The following is a 19,248-nucleotide window of genomic DNA, read 5'->3' as shown; positions in this document are numbered from 1 at the left end:
CGCCGCTCCTCTTCCATCCATCGTGCGGGCGCTGCCGTTGTTGCAGTTGAACCCACGACGGCCCTCTTTGTTCATGATACGTTCTAATATAAAGCTAACGCCTTCGAGAGAGTCAATCGGGATTGCCCCGGATGTGATTCAGCGAATGGAATCAAAGGGATTCAAAGGTATGGAGCTGCTCCGCAAGCTGGAGATCCTGGCCGATGCCGCCAAGTACGACGCCTCCTGCGCCTCCAGCGGTACCGAGATGCGGGATTCCCGCGACGGCAAGGGTCTCGGCTCGACCGCGCCCGGCATGGGCATCTGCCACTCCTATGCGCCGGACGGCCGCTGCATCTCGCTGCTCAAGGTTCTACTGACCAATGCCTGCAACTACGACTGCCTGTATTGCGTCAACCGCGCCTCCTCCAACGTGCCGCGCGCGCGCTTCACGGTCGACGAGGTGGTGAAGCTCACCATCGATTTCTACCGCCGCAACTACATCGAGGGTCTGTTCCTGTCGTCCGGCATCATCCGCAGCCCGGACTACACCATGGAGCAGGTCGTGAGCGTCGCGCGCAAATTGCGCGAGGAGCATTGCTTCCGCGGCTACATTCATCTGAAGACGATTCCGGAGGCTGACGAGGCGCTGATCGCCGAGGCCGGCCGCTATGCCGACCGGCTCAGCATCAACATCGAGACGCCGCTGGAGACGAGCCTGACGCAGCTCGCGCCGGAGAAGGACCAGCGCGCGATCCGCCGCACCATGGGCCGGCTCCGGCTCAAGCTCGACGAGACCGCGGAAGCCAAGAAGACGGTGCGCCGGGCGAAGCCGCCGCGCTTCGCGCCGGCCGGCCAGAGCACGCAGATGATCGTCGGCGCCGACGAGGCCAACGACCGCGTCATCCTGTCGACCTCGGCCAATCTCTACGGCGCCTACAAGCTCAAGCGCGTCTATTACTCCGCCTTCAGCCCGATCCCCGATGCCAGCCGCGCGCTGCCGCTGCAGGCGCCGCCCTTGGTGCGCGAGCACCGGCTGTACCAGGCCGACTGGCTGATGCGCTTCTACGGCTTCGACGCCGATGAAATCGTCGAGGAGAGCGAGGGCATGCTGCCGCTCGACATCGACCCCAAGCTCGCCTGGGCGCTGCGCCACCGCGACCGCTTTCCGCTCGACATCAACACAGCAAGCCGCGAGGAGCTGTTGCGCGTGCCCGGCTTCGGCACCCGCACGGTGGAGCGCATCCTCGCGACCCGCCGCACCACCACGATCCGCTTTGCGGATCTGGCCCAGCTCAACGTCATCAGGAACAAGGCGCTGCCGTTCATCGTTCTCTCCGACCACCGGCCACAGCCGTCCCTGCTCGACGGCGCCGCGCTGGCGGCCCGGCTGCGGCCCAAACCGCAGCAGCTGGGATTTGGATTCTAACGGAAGCCGTCATCGCGAGCGCAGCGAAGCGATCCAGGGCCGCACGAGAAGTCTGGATTGCGTCGCTGCGCTCGCAATGACGTGAGGAGAGAAATGCACGTCGTAACCCTCGACAGCGACACCGATTTCGATGGCTGGCGCAAGGCGGCGCGGGCGCTGGCGATGAACGACGTCAAGCCGGCCGAGGTGAGCTGGCGCGTCAAGGGCGCGGCGGCCGATCTGTTCGACGATGAAGCCGAGACGACGCTGCCGGAGGTGCCGGAGGGCGCGTTCTCGGTGCCGGCGAGCTTCATGGAGCTCGCGGAGAGCGCGATCCTGCACAGTGACCCCAACCGCTTCACCCTGCTCTATCGGCTGCTGTGGCGTCTCAGGACCAACCACGACCTGATGGAGATCGCGACCGATCCTGATGTCGCGCAGGCCAACGCGCTGGCGCGAGCGGTGCGCCGCGACGTCCACAAGATGCACGCCTTCGTCCGCTTCCGCGAGGTCGGCCGCGAGCGCGAGACGCGCTACGTCGCCTGGTTCGAGCCGGAGCACCACATCGTCGAACGCGCCGCGCCGTTCTTCGCCCGCCGCTTCGCCGACATGCCGTGGTCGATCCTGACGCCCGAACTCTGTGCGCATTGGGACGGCAGCCGCGTCAGCTTCACGCCCGGTGTGAGCAAGGCTGACGCGCCGTCGGAGGACCGGCTCGAAGAGCTGTGGCTGCGCTATTACGCCAGCATTTTCAATCCGGCACGGCTGAAAGTGAAGGCGATGGAAAAGGAGATGCCGAAGAAATATTGGCAGAACCTGCCCGAGGCGAAGCTGATCCAGCCGCTGATCGCGGCCGCTGCCCGGCGCACCACGGAGATGATCGCCGAGCCCGGCACCTCACCGCACAAGCCGCAGAAACGCGTCGAGGAGAGCGAGATGACCCGCAAGCCAACCCCACACGCGCATGCTGCTGAGACCTCACGTGATGTCGAGTCCACCGATCTCGAGACCTTGCGTGAAGAAGCCGCCGGCTGCCGCGCCTGCCCGCTGTGGAAGGACGCCACGCAAACCGTGTTCGGCGAAGGCCCCGCGCATGCGCCGCTGATGCTGGTCGGCGAGCAGCCCGGCGACAAGGAGGACCTCGCCGGCCATCCCTTCGTCGGTCCCGCCGGCCAGATGCTCGACCGCGCACTGGCCGAGGCCGGCATCGACCGAGCCAAGGTCTACGTCACCAATGCGGTGAAGCACTTCAAGTTCGTGCCCCGCGGCAAGATCCGGCTGCACCAGAAGCCGAACACGCCGGAGATCAAGGCCTGCCGGCAATGGTACGAGCGCGAGCTGGCCGCCGTGCGTCCGGCCCTGGTCGTGGCGCTGGGCGCCACCGCGGCGCAGTCCGTGCTCGGCAAGATCACGCCGGTCAACAAGAGCCGCGGCCATGTCGTCGACCTCGCAGACGGCCCCAAGGCGATGGTGACGGTGCACCCGTCCTACCTGCTGCGGCTGCCGGATGCCGACGCCAAGGCGCGGGAGTATGAGCGCTTCGTCGAAGACCTGAAGATCGCCGCCGCCGCGATCAAGCGCGCCGCGCACGCGGCGTGAGGCTGCCCCCAACCGGCCCTTACTTGATCGCCAGGAAGCCCTCGAAGCAGACGTGCTTGTAGATCGTCATCGTGTCCACGAACCCGGCCCGCCGCAGCATGTCGAGATTGCCCTGGGTCGAGAACGGTTCCAGCACGCCCTTGAGGCTGCTGGCCTTGCCCAGCACCTCGTCCGGCGAGTAGCCGTTGTCGAGCTTGTAGTCGATATAGACCGACGTCATGATGTCCTGGAACCGCGCGTCCGGCGCCCTGACCTTCTCGAAGAACAGGAACGCGCCTCCCCAATTGAGCGACCGATAGATCGCATCGATCAGGGTCTGGCGATAGCGCGGCGGCACGAACTGCACGGTGTAGTACGACACGATGAAGTCGCTCGCCTCGTAGCCGACCTCGCAGGCATCGGCCGCCAGGTATTCCACGTTCGCCACATCCCTGCTGTGCGCCCGCGCGTAATCGATCATGGCCCGCTCGGTATCGATGCCGATCCAGCGCGTGCCGTGCGGATGGCGCTTGGCGAGTTGCCGCAGCAACGTCCCCGTCGACGTTCCGATTTCATAGGCGACGGAATCCCGCTTCACGAAGAAATCGCTGATCTGCTCGACCAGCTTGTGGCCGGCTTCGTAGTTCGGAACCGACCTCGCGACGTGGAGATCGAAGTGCTGAGGCGTGTCGCCGCCGAAGCTCCAGCCGGCACGCGCGGCGCGGATGCCGTCACCGGTCGCGTTGTCCCGCTCGAGGGTTGCTTGCCCGGACACAACCATGACGTTTCCTCCCTGGTCGACGACGTGTTGAAACTCCCGATCTAACCGTATTGAAGCGCGCGCTCCGTCACTTTCGGCGACAACGCGTCCTTGACGGCCGGACTGAAGAACAGCGACAGCATCTCATCCTCGAACAGCCGGCCGAGCTCCGAAAGCCGCAGCCCCGCATGGCCGTCGCCGTTGCGATACGCTTCCAGGGCGCCGACGCTGCTCAGCCTGGCAACGAGCTTGTCATAATGGGCGGACAGCTCCCGGTTGTCGGCGCGCATGGCGCGGCGATCGGCATCCTCGACCCGGCCGGTCCGGAGCCCTGTGGCATAGGACGTCGCCAGCAATTCCTGCCGGTCGACGGCGCGCCCCGCCGTGATCGGACTGTTGCCAGCCAGGACGGTTTCGACATAGGCGTGCACGTCGGGAACATTGCGGAAGACGTAGCCGCTCTTCGCGGCCCCGGCACTGACATGCGAATACGCGCCCGCACCGATCCCGAGAAGATCCCGTGATGGCGAGGTCCGGATCGTCTTGAACGGGTCGGCATAGCGGCGCGCGCGCACGAAGCGGTTGCCGTCGGTCAGGTCATATCCGAGCGCCGCCATCTCCTGCCAGATCAGCATGCGTCCGAACAAGGTCGCGAACTCGCTCTCGAAGCTCGCCTGCTTCAGGTCGGATTTGAGCCAGTGTCCCTGGGGGCGATCGGCAAACCGAGCGTGATACCAGGTGAGGTGCGGAGGCTGGATCTCGGCGACCATCGCCAAATTGTTCCAGGTCTCGGATGGCGACCCCTTGTACAACCCTTGGATCAGGTCGAGATTCCAGTTCTCGAAGATGTCGGCGACGATCGAGCACGCGAGAAGTGGAACGTCCCGCTTGTAGCCGCGCGCGGCATATTTGAGCACGGTATCGTCGAACGATTGCACGCCGAAACTGAGGCGCGTGACGCCCTGCTGCTTCAGAGAGCGCAGCTTCTGCTCTCCCTCGGGCGCGGTGATCGTGAGCGGGCTGCCCTCGATGCAGATCTCGGCGCCGGGCCGCACGTCGAACGTATCGCGGATCGTCGCGATCAGATCCGTCAATGCGTCCTCATCGAGAACGAGCGGTGTGCCGCCCCCGATATAGATCGACGACACCACCGTTCCGGATCGGCGCAGCTGCGGCTCCCAGGCCGCCAGCTCGCGCTTGAGCGCATCGAGGTAGCGAACGACCTTGTCGTCGTCCGTGGCGGACTTGCTGTTCCGTCCGGCGTAGTGCTCGACCGTATAGTGACAGAACGTGCAGCGCGTCTCGCAGAACGCGATGTGCACGTAGAGGCTGATCTCGCGGCTCCAGTCGATCCCCCGCTCCAGGCAGGACGGATCGAGCGGCGTCAGCGAGTTGATCGGCGGATAGATGGCCACCGAATGCGAGCCGCCCAGGACCGTCCGGCTGATCCCCACGCCGGCTGCGTGGAGCGCGGGAAGGACGAGCGGAATTCCAAGCCGATGCAACGACGCGCGGGCTCGTTCGAAGGCGGTTTCTTGCGATCGCATCTGAGCACCTCGAGCAATCACCTCAATGAAAACGAACGTCAATTTCGTTGCGCAATGATCGTCAGGTAAACGTCGGCACGCGTATCCGGATTCTCGTCCTGTCTGTACGTCACGTCGAAGGGATTGATCAGCCGCGGCATGTATTGCTTGCGCCACAGCGAGGCGTTCTCGCCCACCAGTGACGGCACGATCTGCCCCCATATGCGCTCGGCCACGATCGTCAGCTCCGGCTGCGCGAAGGCCTCGCGCATCCAGGCATAGATCCTGTCGTACTGCACCCAGGGCTGCGCCAGGGCCGACAGCTGCAGCTGGACCAGCCGATGCGTCGCCGCGATGCGGCCGCCGGGACGGACGACCCTGGCCATTTCCCTGACCATGACCGGTCCCATCCCGAGCTCCCAGATGCCGCCGGTCCACTCGTTGACGGCGGCGTCGGCGGTGGCGTCGGGCAGCGGAATGCGCTGCGCCAGGCCGGGACGAAATTGCAGATTGGTGATGTCCCGTTCGCATGCGAAGCGACGAGCCCGATCACTCAGACAGCGGAACATCTCGATGGAGATGACCAGTCCGTCCCTGCCGACGGCGGGCGAAAGCCGCCTCGCAACACGACCGAGGCCGCCGCACACGTCGACCACGATGCTGCCGGGCTGGAGCTTCAGCAGCTCCGGATGATTGGGCAACAGGTCGTCCCCGGCGCGGACCAGCTTGTCTTCGACTTCGGGCGTCTGGCTCCAGCTATTGTCGTTTTCGCAAGACTTGAGCAGAGGCAGGCGCCAGCGCAGATATGACCGCCGAAAACGATCGGCGAGTTCGAGACCAGGACCGGACGGCAGACTCGTCGCCGTGTTTCCGAGCAGCACCTCATCGCTCGGCAGGTTCTGGATCAGAACATCTCCGAACTCGTTCTCGATGATGCTCAGCGCGTCGAAGACGCGGGCAAAGTCGTCGTCGCCGGCATCGCCATCCGGCCATAGCGTCCGCACGTCCAGAACGAGCCGGAGGCCGGAGATGAACCTGGATGCTGCCCAGCCGAGCATCCGGCTTCGCGCCGCCTCGTCGCAGATCGATTGATCCGGCGCCATCAGCACATGCACGGGAATGCAGGCCCGGACGATCTCGTCGAGCCCTGCGATCGGACGATCGGGGACGGGCCAGGCCACGTCCTCGACAGTCACCGACGCGTCCAGATGCAGCAGCGACTGGCGCAATTGGTGATCGGCGACCAGATCGCACGTCTGCACCACCGTCTGGTGCATCCGCAATGCACCGCCCTGCCGCAACCTTGCCAGTCGATCGAAGCATTTGCGATGGTCCGACAACCTCGAGCAACGCAGCAGAACTTCCGGGGGAAGCGGCTCGGCGCTCAGGCGCTCGGTCAGCTGCTCGATCGATTCCAGAGTATCCAGATCGACGACAATGGACCGGCGCAGCATCGGCTCTCGCATCTGCCATGCCTTGCGCCGAAGAAGCGCGAGCTGTTGCGCCGATGGCGTTTCAGCCGAGGTGACATGCATGAAGCCCTGGCCGTGCAGGGACGCCAGCATCTTGTCGATCATCCCTTGATCGTCATATTGCGCCCGCAGCGCGGCGAGCCTGATCGGCCGCGGCATCAGCGTCGTCACGAAATCGAGCAGACCATCGCCGGGCGGCACGACCATCCCCGCATCGAAATGGCCGTGGCTCAACAAATGATGGCCCGAAACCGTAGCGTCCACCACCTCGACGGCCGGATCCAGCATGACGAAGGTATCGTCTGACAGCCGGCCGGGAAGGCTGTCGGGAGCAGAACGCAAGGGCTTTTCAAGCGGTCTCATGGGATTGGCGCCCATTCGATGCGCGACTGAACTGAACGGTCGGTGCAGCCCTCCATCGTCAGGATGTTTCCCGATGCTAGCCCGTCCGCCCCGCTCGTCAGGACGCCCAATTCCATCAGCGATCCGACCACGGCCTGCACGTCGTCACGCGAGAGATCGCGCATCTCCAGAGCCAATTCGTCAACGGTCCGCGGCGTGCCGAGCAGGTCGAACGCCCGGGCCCCCCGCTCCGACAGTTCGGCATATTCATGCGCTAGCTCGGGCCCCGGGAAATACACCAGCCAATGGCGCGACGAGGCCTCGAGATCGTCGGACGGATCGAACTCGAACGGGTCCTCGATCCAGGGCGTGAGATCGCAGGATGACGAAACCACGACCGCAGCCGGATTGCGACGGACGCGAGCCGCCTCACCCTCCTTGCGCGCCGCCACGCCCGCGTGGCGGGCCGCGTCGACGGGCCACGCCGGCGGCGCCGACCGGCCGAGCCTGCGCGCCAAGGCGATCGTCGCGTCATCAATCGCCATGACGTCCTGATGGGCGCGGGACGCAAATTCCGGAAGCCTGGTCAGATAGGCGACGAAGCCGGCCGCACAGCGCCAGAAATTCGGTCCGTCGTCCGGATAGCCGGTCGATCTGACGAAATCCTCAGCCACAATATCGACGTCGCGACCGCTCATGTTCAGAAGGCGGCGTGTCAGCGGCACCAGATCGAGCGCCCCCAACGCATTCCTGACGAGTCCGCGCCGGTACATGCCGATATTGGCGTTCGTGGCCTCCGGCGTGCCCGCGTAGTCGGTGACGATCGCTCTCTCCTCCACGGAGAGGCCATCCGGATCTGCGGTTCGGGCGTCGGATCGGGTGATCCATGTGACGAGACCATCGTCTCTCAACACGCGACGCCAAGTGCTCCATACCAGCTCGGCATTCATCACGCGGCCTCGCTGCGGGTGGTACGGCGGCTCGCCGGTCCATAGGCGCGATCCCAGGCATTCCGCGCCCGCTCCAGGTCGGAGAGGATCAAGTCAGTGGTGCGGTCCGTATCGACCCGCTCCCCCGCGCAATAGAGGGATTGCGTCTCGTATTCGAGGATGACGGCCCCGGGGCGCGCCCGCGCCAGAACGTCATCGAGAAGGTCCCACACCTCTTCGGTGACCTGCGTGTCGTGAAGATCGTGATATTGGCCACCGATCCAACGCCCGCCTGCGAGGTGGATGGAGATGATGCGCTCGGACGGGATCGTCGCCAGGAAGCGTTGAATGGAGTAGCCGCGTGAGCCGTGGTTCTGCGCATTCGCATACAGATTGTGAAGATCGAGATGCAGATAGGTCCCCGATAGTTCCAGGATTGCCGCGAGGAACTCTTCCTCGGGCATCTCGCTGCCGGGACAGGTCCGATAATAGGCTGCGTTTTCGTGCGCGAGCGGGACGCCATAGAGCGCCTGCAGCGTGCGCGCCCGCTCGGCGAGCCGCACGACCTCCGCGCGAGAAAACTGCAGCGGACTGCTCCACACATCCGCCCAGGACGCATCGCTGTAGAAGCAGTGATTGGCAACCCAGGCCACGCCGAACTTCCTGGCCAGCGGCACGTGTCGGCGCACCGCGGCTGTCGCCGTCAGATCCTCGAAGCCGAAATCTCCGCCATAGTTCGAATGTCCGAGCAGCGGAAACTTGCCTGAGACATCACGGACGAGTTCGATGGCACGGGGAGACAACACCCCCGGGCCATCGAGGGGGCTCATGATCGAGTCGAACAGGATTTCGAGCGCATCAAGCGGCTGGTCGAGGAAGGGAAACCAGCCGATCAGTTCCGGGTTGAATTGGAGTCCCACTCCAAGACGCGGAAAGCTCATAGGTCTCATCTCCGACCAGCCCGACCACGCCGGCTCAGCCAGCGCGCCGGGATTTCTTGCAGGAGATCTGCTTCAGGAGGCAGCACACTTTGCGGCTGTGGCCGCACAGCGCGCCGCAGTTGCTGCGCATCGCGCAGCGGTGGCCGCACACCGTGCCGACGCCGCCTTAGCCTGGGCATGCGCTGCCGTTGCAGCGCACTTGGCCGAGTTTGCCGCGCATTGCGCCGCAGTTGCCGCACACTTGGCCGCGGCCGCAGCCGCTTCCTTCACGGAGAGCTTCTTGACGTCCATGGGGGTTCTCCATCTGTGGAATCGAACTGGTGAACAAGGAAATTTCAGACAGGCAATGAACGCTCGATCACGAGCAGTGAGCAGAAACGCGAATGACTATAACTTACTCGCTTTTGTTGTAAATACCTTAGGTTGTGTCTTTGAAAACACTTGCCTGTTACGACAGTGACGCTGGCGGAAATTTATTTCAGCTCCGCAGACGGGCGCGCGTCGTCAGCTGCGCATCGCGTGACGCGCGCCGATACAGATCATCGTTGCAGCGATGCCTGTCGTTGGGACGTGAGGAGAATTCGTAACAAACAAGCCGCACGATCGATGCAGGCGGATCGAATCAATACGCGCTGCGCCTGTCAGCGCCAGAGGCGGCAAAATAACAAACAGGCGCCCCATCCATAAGACAGGGGCGCCGACTCCGGTCGGCGCCCCTGTCTGGCGGATCAGTTCATCTGAGATGGCTGGGCCGCGGCTCACGCCGCCAGCGTGTTCTCCACCACCTTGATGAAGAACGAGGTGCCGTAGACGATCGCCTCGTCGTTGAAGTTGTAGGCGGGATGATGCAGGCCGGCGCTGTCGCCGTTGCCGACGAAGATGAAGGCGCCGGGACGAGCTTCGAGCATATAGGCGAAGTCCTCGCCGCCCATCATCGGCGGCATCTCGTGCACGTTGGCATCGCCCGCGACCTCCTTGGCGGCGCGGATCGCGATCTCGGTCTGCTCGGCGTGATTGATCACGACGGGATAGCCGCGCGCATAGTTCAGGTCGATCTTGGCGCCGGTCATCTGGGCGACGCCGGTCACGACCTCGCGCACCCGCTTCTCCATCAGCTCGCGCACCTTCGGCGTCAGCGTCCGCACCGTGCCGCGCAGCACCGCGCTCTGCGGAATCACGTTGCGGGCATTGCCGGCGTGGAACTCGCAGATCGACAGCACCGCGGCCTCCAGCGGATCGACGCTGCGCGACACGATCTGCTGCAGCGCCGTGACGAGCTGGGCGCCGACCAGCAGCGAGTCGATGCAATTATGCGGCTTGGCGGCGTGGCCGCCATGGCCCTCGATGGTGATGTCGACCGCGTCGGTCGATGCCATCAGCGCCCCCTGGCGAATGGCGAACGCGCCGACCGGCAGGCCGGGGCCGTTGTGCATGCCGTAGACCTGATCGATCTTGAAGCGGTCGATCAGCCCGTCCTTGATCATCGCGTCCGCACCGCCACCGCCCTCCTCGGCCGGCTGGAAGATCACGGCGACCTCGCCGGCGAAATTGCGCGTCTCGGCGAGATAGCGCGCCGCGCCGAGCAGCATCGCGGTGTGGCCGTCATGGCCGCAGGCATGCATCATGCCCGGGGTCTTCGAGGCATAGGGCAGCCCGGTCGCCTCCTCGATCGGCAGCGCGTCCATGTCGGCGCGTAGTCCGAGCACCCTCACCTCGCCATGGCCGGGCTTCCGGCCCTTGATGACGCCGACCACGCCAGTCTTGCCGAGGCCCGTCACGACCTCGTCACAGCCGAACTCGCGCAGCCGCTCGGCGACGAAGGCCGCCGTCCGATGCACGTCGTAGAGCAGCTCCGGATGCGAATGGATATCCCGCCTCCAGGCCTGGATATCGGGCTGCAGATCGGCGACGCGGTTGACGATGGGCATGGGGAATCTCGTAACTCCTGTGGGCCTTTGCGCCTGTTTAGCATGCAAAAGCCGCACCGCCCAAGATAAGGGCTGCGCCCGTCTCATGGCTCGGTCAACCAGCCATGAACGTGGCGCTTGTCCGGGCCCGTCCGGGCTGACTAAAAGCCTGGCAACGATGGGAAGGGAATGCCGATGCCGAGACAGCTCGAGGGGGATTTCGACTATATCGTGGTGGGCGCCGGCACCGCCGGCTGCATCCTCGCCAACCGGCTGTCGGCGGATCCGAACAGCCGCGTGCTGATTCTCGAGGCCGGCGGCAACGACAATTGGATCTGGTTCCATATTCCGGTCGGCTACCTCTTCGCGATCGGCAATCCACGCTCCGACTGGATGTTTCGCACCGAGGCCGAGCCGGGCCTGAACGGCCGCTCGCTGGCCTACCCCCGCGGCAAGGTGATCGGCGGCTGCTCGGCGATCAACGCCATGATCTCGATGCGCGGCCAGGCCGCTGACTACGACCATTGGCGCCAGCTCGGCCTCTCCGGCTGGTCCTATTCCGACGTGCTGCCGGTGTTCAAACGGCTGGAGGATCATTTTCTCGGCGAGAGCGAGCATCACGGCACAGGCGGCGGCTGGCGCATCGAGGCGCCCCGGCTGTCCTGGGCGGTGCTGGACGCGGTCGGCGACGCCGCCGAGCAGATGGGCATCCGCCGCATCCCCGACTTCAATACCGGCGACAATGAAGGCATCAGCTATTTCCACGTCAACCAGAAGCGCGGCCGGCGCTGGTCCTCCGCGCGGGGCTTCCTCAAGCCGGCGCTGAAGCGGCCTAACCTGCGGCTCGAAACCAACGTCCTCGTCGACCGCCTGATCGTCGAGAACGGCCGTGCCACAGGCGTGCGCTTCCAGCAGAATGGTGAGACCATCGAGGCGCGCACCAAGGGCGAGGTGATCCTCAGCGCCGGCTCGATCGGCTCGGTGCAGGTGCTGCAGCGCTCCGGCATCGGCCCGGCCGAGTGGCTCGGCGAGCTCGGCATCGACGTCGTCCTCGACAAGCCAGGCGTGGGGCGCAATCTGCAGGACCACCTGCAACAGCGCGCGATCTACAAGGTCACGGGCGTGAAGACGCTGAACGAGACCTATTACTCGCTGGTCCGCCGCGGCCTGATGGGGCTCGACTATGCGTTCCGGCGCCGCGGGCCGCTGACCATGGCGCCGTCGCAGCTCGGCATCTTCACGCGCTCGGACCCGAGGCGCGACCGCGCCAACATCCAGTTTCACGTGCAGCCGCTGTCGCTCGACAAGTTCGGCGATCCCCTGCATCGTTTTCCCGCGATCACCGTCAGCGCCTGCAACCTCCGCCCGACCTCGCGCGGCACGGTGCGCATCCGCTCCGCCAGGATCGACGAAGCGCCGTCGATCGCACCGAACTATCTGGCGACCGAGGACGACCGCCAGGTCGCGGCCGATGCCATCCGCGTCACGCGCCGGCTGATGAAGCAGAATGCGCTTGCGGCCTACAGGCCGCAGGAATACCTGCCCGGCCCGTCGGTCGGCGATGACGACGCCGCGCTGGCCAAGGCCGCCGGCGACATCGGCACCACGATCTTCCATCCCGTCGGCACCGCCAGGATGGGCACCGCAGACGATCCGATGGCGGTCGTCGACGAGCGGCTGCGCTTCCGCGGCATCGAACGGCTGCGCGTCGCCGATGCCTCGATCATGCCGACCATCACGTCAGGCAACACCAACACGCCGACGGCGATGATCGCGGAGAAGGCGGCGTCGATGATCTTGGAGGATGGGCGCTAGGCGCTCACGTCCGACTCCTCATTCCCGTCATTGCGAACGCAGCGAAGCAATCCAGGGTCCCGACCCCACTCTGGATTGCTTCTTCGCCTTGGGCTCCTCGCAATGATGCGGGAATCGTAGGGTGGGCAAAGCGGCGCCGAAGGCGGCGCGTGCCCACCGTCGTGCGGCAGACTCGGCGGCACGGCGGCGGGCACGGCGCCACTAATATCTCGGATGTGAGAGAGCACGGCATCGCCTTTGCCCACCTACGCATCGCCGCATGCTGACCTAGATGATCCGCGCCACCAGCGGAACCCGGCGCAACAGTGCTGCTGCGAGCCAGCTCACCGACAGCGTGCCGATCAGCACGGTCGCGAACTTCACGGCGGCCGGCCACGCCGGGTCGTAGACCAGATATTGCAGCCATAGCAGCGGCAGGAAGTGCAGGAGATAGATGCCGTAGGCCGCCGGCTGGATGCGGTCCATCAGCGCCAGCGGCGCCTTTGCCCAGCGCTGAAAGAAGGTCGGCACGGCGAACGCCATCGCAGCACAGAAGCTCGCGACCGCCATGCCATAGGCCGCGCGCCACCATAGCGGCGGTGAATCGAAATCGGCGATCCAGTTGTGATGCGCGTAGGCCAGCAACAGGATCGCGCCGTAGCAGCCGTAGGAAAGACCGAACCAGATGCACCAGCGCCGGACCAGTACGCCATCGGCTGCGAACGGCCCCGCCCGCAGCCCGGCGGCACCGATCGCGATGCCGGCGACGAAGAAGGTCGGGTAGAGCAGCACCCGGCTCGCCTGCAGCGGCAGCGGAAAATGTCCGGGCATGAACCAGAATCCGTCACCGAAGCCGAGATGCGGCGGCAGATAGGCCAGGTTGGCGATGACGAGGAAGATCAGGAAGCCAGTGAGCGGATAGTGCAGCAACGTTCCGGCCCAGCGCCCGAGTGCGCCGATCGCCTGCGGTGCCAGGACGCATACGAGCGCAGCCAGCATATCAAACCCCAGCAGCACGCCGAGAAACCAGGCCGAGCCGGACGGCCACGGCCCCTCGCTGATCATCCGCCACCACACCGCGCTGAACTGATCCTCGGCCACATCGTAACGGTAGTAGGCGATCGGCATGATCACGAAGATCGAAACGATATAGGGCACGCCGAGCCGCAGCGCGCGGCGCCCGACATAGTCCGACGCTCCTCTGCCCGCCAGACTCGCCGGCACGAACAGGCCGGAGATGAAGAACATGCACGACATGAAGTAGCTGTCGTTGAATAGCGCGACCAGATCGAAGCCGAGCCAGTGCATGCGGTCGCCGCCCTGACCGAAATCGGTGTAGTTGATGGCGGAGTGATAGAGCACGACCGAGAGCGTGATGAAGGTCCTGGCGCGGTCGAGCGCCACGATCCGATCGCGCGACGTCTCGGTTCGTTGCAGGGTCGGGGTCACGCGCTCATGCATCGACGTCGCATCCGGTCCATCAGCCGCTCATATATTTCGCGCGGCCCTGCGCCACATCCTGCGTGAACAGGTGAGCCGTCGGCCATTGCCGGCATGATCACGAACACGTCATCGCTTTTGGATCGCGAGAAGCCGGGAATAAACCCGGGCCACCACCGCTCTTCTCACCCGCAAGCTCGATGACGGGCAACGGGAGATGACGATGAGCCTTGGTGATCATGACGAGAACGGCGTCAGCCGCCGCAAGGTGCTGGAGTGCATGACATGGGCGGGCACGGGCGTGCTCTGGACCTTGTCGGGCGGCGTGCCACGTTCGCTCGGCCTGGTCGACGCGGCGCGGGCGGCCGAGCAGCCCGCCTCCGGCCTGACCTTTCTGCAGATCAGCGACAGCCATGTCGGCTTCGACAAGCCGGCCAATCCCAACGCGATCGGGACGTTGGAAGAGGCCGTGAACCGCATCAAGGCGATGCCGGTGAAGCCGGCCTTCATGATCCATACCGGCGACATCTCGCATCTGTCGAAGGCGGCCGAGTTCGACGATGCCGACCGCATCATCTCGCAATCCCGGCTCGACGTGCACTACGTGCCGGGCGAGCACGACTTCCTCGACGAGGACGTCAAGCTCTACAAGGAGCGCTACGGCAAGGGCAGCCGCGGCGCCGGCTGGTATTCGTTCGACGCCAATGGCGTGCACTTCATCGGCCTCGTCAACGTGGTCGATCTCAAGGCCGGCGGGCTCGGCAATCTCGGCGCCGAGCAGCTTGCCTGGCTGGAGCAGGATCTCAAGGGCCGCTCCAGATCCACGCCGATCGTGGTGTTCGCGCACATCCCGCTGTGGACGGTGTATCCGCAATGGGGCTGGGGCACCGAGGACGGCGGCCGCGCGCTCGACACCCTGAAGGGGTTCGGCTCGGTGACGGTGCTGAACGGCCATATCCACCAGGTGATGCAGAAGGTCGAAGGCAACGTCACCTTCCACACCGCGCGCTCGACCGCGTTCCCGCAACCGGCGCCGGGCACGGCGCCCTCGCCCGGCCCGATGAAGGTCGAGGACGCAAGGCTGCGCAGCCTGCTCGGCATCGCCAGCATCGATTTCAAGGTCGGTGACGAGCGCCTCGCCATCATCGATACGCCGCTTGCGGGCTGAGGGACGAAAACGCGATGATCCAGCCTGTTCTTCGCGGTGTCGGCTTGGCCGCCGTACTGCTTGTTTGCGCCACGCCGGCGCGCGCCGAGACCATCAAGGTCACGATCGACAATTTCACCTTCACCCCGGCTGCGCTGACGGTGAAGGTCGGCGACACGGTGACCTGGACCAACCATGACGACATCCCGCACACGGTGGTGTCGGCCGGGAAATACAGGTCGAAGACGCTCGATACCGACGACAGCTTCTCCTTCACCTTCGCAGCCGCCGGCGACTACAAATATTTCTGCTCGCTGCATCCGCACATGACGGGACTGGTCAAGGTTGAGTAGCATCGCGAACCAGGGCATGAGCATCGTCACATGGACCGGTCGGCGGCGCAGCGCCGGCCGCGCCGTGCGACCGCGAACCGAGCCGGAGACCACGCCGGTGACAACAGCCAATGACGATCCCGAGAGGGCGCGACGCTTCCGCGAGGCGGCGCTGCCCTATCTCGACGACGTCTACACCCTGGCGCGCTATCTCCTGCGCAACCCTGCCGACGCCGAGGACGCCGTGCAGGAATGCTACCTGCGTGCGCTGAAGCATTTCGACACTTACCGTGGCCCGGCGATGAAGCCGTGGCTGTTCGCGATCCTGCGCAACGTCTGCCACGCCGAATTCGCGCGCCGCGCCGGCGCGCCGGCCAAGGCGCTCGACGACGCGCCGGAAGCGGCCGAGCAGCCACCGCTGTGGCAGGAGAGCGCCGAGACGCCGGAAGGCGCCGTATTGCGGGAACGTGATGCCTCGGCGATCCGCCGGCTGATCGACACGCTGGCCGAGCCGTTTCGCGAGACCTTCGTCATGCGCGAGGTCAACGATCTGTCCTATCGCGAGATCGCGGCGGCGGCCGGCGTGCCGGTCGGCACCGTGATGTCGCGCCTCGCCCGCGCCCGCGCGATGCTGCGCGCCGCCTGGCTCGCGCGGGAGGAGCCACAACGATGACCTGCGATGAAGCCGAGATCCTGATCCACGCGCTGGCCGATGGCGAGCTCGACGCCGGCCACGCGCGCGAGGTCGAAGCCCATGTTGCGAGCTGCCCGCGCTGCGCCGCGGAGCTTGCTGCAATCCGGCAGATGAAGCAGATGCTCGCCGGCACCGACCTCAGCTACAAGGCGTCCCCTGCCTTGCGCCAGCGGATCGAAGCCACCCTGCCGCCGGCCGATGCGGCCTCCATCACCCCGCTCGCTGCAGTGCCGAGCCGACGTACGCTGCTGCGAGGCTTCGCCCTGGGCTCGGCGGTGTCGGCGCTGGCGGCCACCGGCCTCGTCGCCATCGTGCTGCGCAATGACGACCAGCAGCGGATCGAGGCCGAGATCGTCTCGGCGCATCTGCGCTCGCTGCAGGCCGGCCACCTCACCGACGTCATCTCGACCGATCAGCACACCGTCAAGCCCTGGTTCAACGGCAAGCTCGACGTCGCGCCTCCGGTGATCGACCTCACCGCACAAGGCTTCACGTTGATCGGCGGGCGGCTCGACTATGTCGACGCACGCGCGATCGGCGCCGTGGTCTATCGCCGCCGCCAGCACGTCATCAACCTGTTCGTGGCGCAGACCGCGTCTACCGAGCGCCGCGCCGCACGGATGGACACCGTCCAAGGCTTCAACATTCGCTCTTGGCGCGACCGCGGCCTGAGCTATTGGGCGGTCAGCGATATCGGCGCCGACGAACTCAACGAGTTCGGCGAGCGGTTCGAGCGCGCGATGGGTGCGAACAAGGAGGGATGACGCGCTCTCGCGCTTCAGTCATTGCGAGCGAAGCGTGCCCACGGCCTGTCCGGAGACGAACTGAAACGGTGGGCACGGCGCTACGCGCCTTTGCCCACCCGACGCGAACATCACGCCGATTTGCGGATCGCGTTGTCGACCAGGGTCTTGCCGAGCGACCAGATCGCGCCGGGGACCTTGTGGCTCTGCGCGATGACGTCGTCGAAGGCGCGCTCGATCCAGGCGCAGTCCTCTTCGGTGATGGTCAGCGGCGGCAGCAGCTTGATCGTGTGCAGGCCATGGCCGGCGACCTGGGTCAGGATCTTGTGATCCTTGAACAGCGGCACCGTGATGAGCTGGCAGAACAGGCCCTTGTTGGCGCTCTCCAGCATGGTCCAGGAGGCCTTGAGGCGCAGCGATTTCGGCGGACCGAACTCGACGCCGATCATCAGTCCCTTGCCGCGCACTTCCTTGAGCAGCTCGTAGCCCGGCACCATCCGCGTTAGCGCCAGCCGCAGCTCGGCGCCGCGCTTGGCGGCGGCCTCCACCAGCTTCTCGGCCTTCATCACCTCGAGCGTGGCAATGCCGGCGGCCATCGCGAGGTCGTTCTTGGCGAAGGTCGAGCCGTGCACCACGGCGCGGTCCATGCGGTTGAAGATCTTGTCGAAGATCTGCTTGCGCGTCAGCAGCGCGCCGACCGGGACATGGCCGCCGGACAGCGCCTTCGACAGCAGCACCATGTCGGGCTCGACATTCCAATGTTCCACCGCCAGGAACCGGCCGGTGCGTCCCATGCCGGTCTGGATCTCGTCGGCGATGAAGATGGTGCCATATTTCTTGCAGAGCGCGGCGGCCCCGGGCAGGAACTCGTCAGAGGGCATGTTGACGCCCTTGCCCTGGATCGGCTCGACGATGAAGGCTGCGATCTCGCGCGACGAGAGCGCCTGCTCGAGCGCGGCAAGATCGTTGAAGGGGATGGCCGTGCAGCCCGGCAGCAGCGGCTCGAAGCCGTTGCGGAAGTTCGAATCATCGGTCAGCGATAGCGCGCCGTAGGTGAGGCCGTGATAGGAGTGCCCGCAATAGACGATACCAGGCCGGCCGGTCGCGCCACGCGCGAATTTGATCGCGGCTTCCACGGTCTCGGCGCCGGAATTGGCAAAGAACACCTTGTCCAGATACGGGACATATTCCAGCAGCCGCTCGGCAAGAACACCCGCCAGGGTCGAGACGTCGAGCTGAACGAGATTCGGCAGATCGCTATCGAGGACGCTTTTCAGCGCGGCGCGCAGCGTCGGATGATTGCGGCCGATTGCAAAGACGCCAAAACCGCTGAGCAGGTCAAGATAACGGGCCCCATCACGATCGTAGAGATATTGCCCTTGTCCCTTCTGGAACCCAACATCATATCCAATCGTCTTGAGAACGCGGACAAGCTGCTCGTTCAGATGCCGAGAATGCATCGTGCTGCGCTGCGCTTGGCGCTCCACAAACATCTCGGAAACGTCTAGATTGGGTTTTAGCATCGGCTACATACTTCGGTTGATGGACGTGACGTCAACTGAAAACGCGCAATGCGGCGTTTTGCCCTCATTCGCACCATCAAAGCAAGCACGGGTTTCTGCCAATGTTGCATCGCCTTAGATATCTCATGTCGACGACACTAGCATACTCTGCAGTCGTGTTCGCAGCAGGAATTTCTTCCGCGCTCGCGGCCGACCCCACCGGCGACTGGCGGGTCGCCGACGGCGTCGCGAACATCCGAGTCGCACAATGCAATGGCAGCATGTGGGGCGTCGTGGCCTGGGAGAAGACCCCGGGCGGACGCGACAGCAACAACCCCGATCCGGCCCGCCAGAGCCGTCCGACGCTCGGCATGCCGATCCTGATCGACATGAAGAAGAAGCCCGGCGCAGACGCGTGGGAAGGCCAAGTCTACAACGCCAAGGATGGGCAGCTCTACAGCTCGACCATCACGCCGATCGATCCCGATCACCTGGAGATCAAGGGCTGCGTGCTCGGCTTCCTGTGCGGCGGCGAGACCTGGACGCGTGTCGCTCCGCCGATCCCGTCGAGCCCCGTGAACAGCATGGCTAAAGGTACACAGAAACCAATCGCGCCAGCCCCTGCCCCGGCGGCCAAAACGACGACCGGCGTCGGCAGTGGCGCAACCGCATCGGCCAAGCCGGGACAAAAGCCCGCGGACCAGGTCGGCGATATCTGCCTGCTGCCCGATATCGCGCGCGCCCGTTAGTTGGC

17 protein-coding genes are annotated in these 19,248 nt (G+C 65.3%); 9 read left to right on the top strand and 8 right to left on the bottom strand.

The window, feature by feature from the left end; translation table 11 throughout:
• Positions 1-169 precede the first annotated feature (169 nt).
• Positions 170-1,408, top strand: a complete 1,239-nt coding sequence (locus QX132_RS18185) for a putative DNA modification/repair radical SAM protein (RefSeq protein WP_315813083.1) — start codon at positions 170-172, stop codon at positions 1,406-1,408.
• A gap of 93 nt (positions 1,409-1,501) precedes the next feature.
• A complete protein-coding gene (locus tag QX132_RS18180; protein WP_316162234.1) occupies positions 1,502-2,986 on the top strand; it encodes a UdgX family uracil-DNA binding protein in 1,485 nt (494 codons plus the stop codon).
• A 19-nt stretch (positions 2,987-3,005) separates the two neighbouring features.
• Here the strand turns inward: QX132_RS18180 and QX132_RS18175 are convergent, their stop codons facing one another.
• From QX132_RS18175 to QX132_RS18165, 3 genes are read right to left on the bottom strand one after another with little or no spacing between them, the layout of a single operon-like run.
• A complete protein-coding gene (locus QX132_RS18175) occupies positions 3,006-3,746 on the bottom strand; it encodes a methyltransferase domain-containing protein (protein WP_315737312.1) in 741 nt (246 codons plus the stop codon).
• 41 nt (positions 3,747-3,787) lie between these two features.
• Positions 3,788-5,272 carry a radical SAM protein gene (locus QX132_RS18170; RefSeq protein WP_316162233.1) on the bottom strand — a complete coding sequence of 495 codons (1,485 nt, stop codon included), beginning with the start codon at positions 5,270-5,272 and terminating at the stop codon, positions 3,788-3,790.
• A gap of 38 nt (positions 5,273-5,310) precedes the next feature.
• Entirely contained in the window at positions 5,311-6,447 is a 1,137-nt protein-coding gene (locus QX132_RS18165) for a methyltransferase domain-containing protein (RefSeq protein ID WP_316162230.1), read from the bottom strand.
• Positions 6,448-6,459: 12 nt separating this feature from the next.
• On the opposite strand from QX132_RS18165, the gene QX132_RS18160 reads away from it, so the two are divergent.
• Positions 6,460-7,029, top strand: coding sequence for a hypothetical protein (locus tag QX132_RS18160; protein ID WP_316162229.1), 570 nt, complete (start codon positions 6,460-6,462; stop codon positions 7,027-7,029).
• 53 nt (positions 7,030-7,082) lie between these two features.
• On the opposite strand, the gene QX132_RS18155 is transcribed toward QX132_RS18160, so the two are convergent.
• The 3 genes from QX132_RS18155 to QX132_RS18145 all read right to left on the bottom strand — a co-directional run bounded on the left by QX132_RS18155 (position 7,083) and on the right by QX132_RS18145 (position 10,863).
• Positions 7,083-7,904 carry a hypothetical protein gene (locus QX132_RS18155; protein WP_316162227.1) on the bottom strand — a complete coding sequence of 274 codons (822 nt, stop codon included), beginning with the start codon at positions 7,902-7,904 and terminating at the stop codon, positions 7,083-7,085.
• Positions 7,905-8,014: 110 nt separating this feature from the next.
• Positions 8,015-8,935: a DUF692 family multinuclear iron-containing protein gene (locus QX132_RS18150; protein WP_315772530.1), complete on the bottom strand. Its 921-nt coding sequence runs from the start codon at positions 8,933-8,935 to the stop codon at positions 8,015-8,017.
• Positions 8,936-9,693: 758 nt separating this feature from the next.
• Positions 9,694-10,863, bottom strand: coding sequence for a M20 aminoacylase family protein (locus QX132_RS18145; protein ID WP_315757710.1), 1,170 nt, complete (start codon positions 10,861-10,863; stop codon positions 9,694-9,696).
• Positions 10,864-11,037: 174 nt separating this feature from the next.
• Here QX132_RS18145 and QX132_RS18140 point away from each other — a divergent pair, with 174 nt between their 5' ends.
• Complete coding sequence (locus QX132_RS18140; RefSeq protein WP_316162226.1) at positions 11,038-12,657, top strand: GMC family oxidoreductase; 1,620 nt, start codon at positions 11,038-11,040, stop codon at positions 12,655-12,657.
• 267 nt (positions 12,658-12,924) lie between these two features.
• Here QX132_RS18140 and QX132_RS18135 read toward each other — a convergent pair whose 3' ends face one another.
• Positions 12,925-14,097 (bottom strand): acyltransferase, encoded by a 1,173-nt coding sequence (locus QX132_RS18135; protein ID WP_315813075.1) that lies wholly within the window; start codon positions 14,095-14,097, stop codon positions 12,925-12,927.
• Between the two features lie 202 nt (positions 14,098-14,299).
• On the opposite strand from QX132_RS18135, the gene QX132_RS18130 reads away from it, so the two are divergent.
• The 4 genes from QX132_RS18130 (at position 14,300) to QX132_RS18115 (ending at position 17,013) form a co-directional block, all read left to right on the top strand.
• Positions 14,300-15,244: a metallophosphoesterase family protein gene (locus tag QX132_RS18130; protein ID WP_315772526.1), complete on the top strand. Its 945-nt coding sequence runs from the start codon at positions 14,300-14,302 to the stop codon at positions 15,242-15,244.
• 14 nt (positions 15,245-15,258) lie between these two features.
• Positions 15,259-15,576, top strand: coding sequence for a cupredoxin family copper-binding protein (locus tag QX132_RS18125; RefSeq protein WP_315779693.1), 318 nt, complete (start codon positions 15,259-15,261; stop codon positions 15,574-15,576).
• 97 nt (positions 15,577-15,673) lie between these two features.
• Positions 15,674-16,228 (top strand): sigma-70 family RNA polymerase sigma factor, encoded by a 555-nt coding sequence (locus QX132_RS18120; protein WP_315737716.1) that lies wholly within the window; start codon positions 15,674-15,676, stop codon positions 16,226-16,228.
• A complete protein-coding gene (locus QX132_RS18115) occupies positions 16,225-17,013 on the top strand; it encodes an anti-sigma factor (protein WP_315798074.1) in 789 nt (262 codons plus the stop codon). The genes QX132_RS18120 and QX132_RS18115 overlap by 4 nt, the downstream gene beginning before the upstream one ends.
• 110 nt (positions 17,014-17,123) lie before the next feature.
• Here QX132_RS18115 and hpnO read toward each other — a convergent pair whose 3' ends face one another.
• A complete protein-coding gene (gene hpnO / locus QX132_RS18110) occupies positions 17,124-18,515 on the bottom strand; it encodes an aminobacteriohopanetriol synthase HpnO (protein WP_315737300.1) in 1,392 nt (463 codons plus the stop codon).
• Positions 18,516-18,616: 101 nt separating this feature from the next.
• On the opposite strand from hpnO, the gene QX132_RS18105 reads away from it, so the two are divergent.
• Positions 18,617-19,243 carry a DUF2147 domain-containing protein gene (locus QX132_RS18105; RefSeq protein ID WP_410052080.1) on the top strand — a complete coding sequence of 209 codons (627 nt, stop codon included), beginning with the start codon at positions 18,617-18,619 and terminating at the stop codon, positions 19,241-19,243.
• Positions 19,244-19,248 lie beyond the last annotated feature (5 nt).

Origin of the sequence: Bradyrhizobium sp. SZCCHNRI20481, assembly GCF_032485055.1 — a bacterium.
In the GTDB taxonomy this organism is placed as follows: Bacteria; Pseudomonadota; Alphaproteobacteria; order Rhizobiales; family Xanthobacteraceae; genus Bradyrhizobium.
This window is presented reverse-complemented; position numbering and strand designations above follow the sequence as displayed.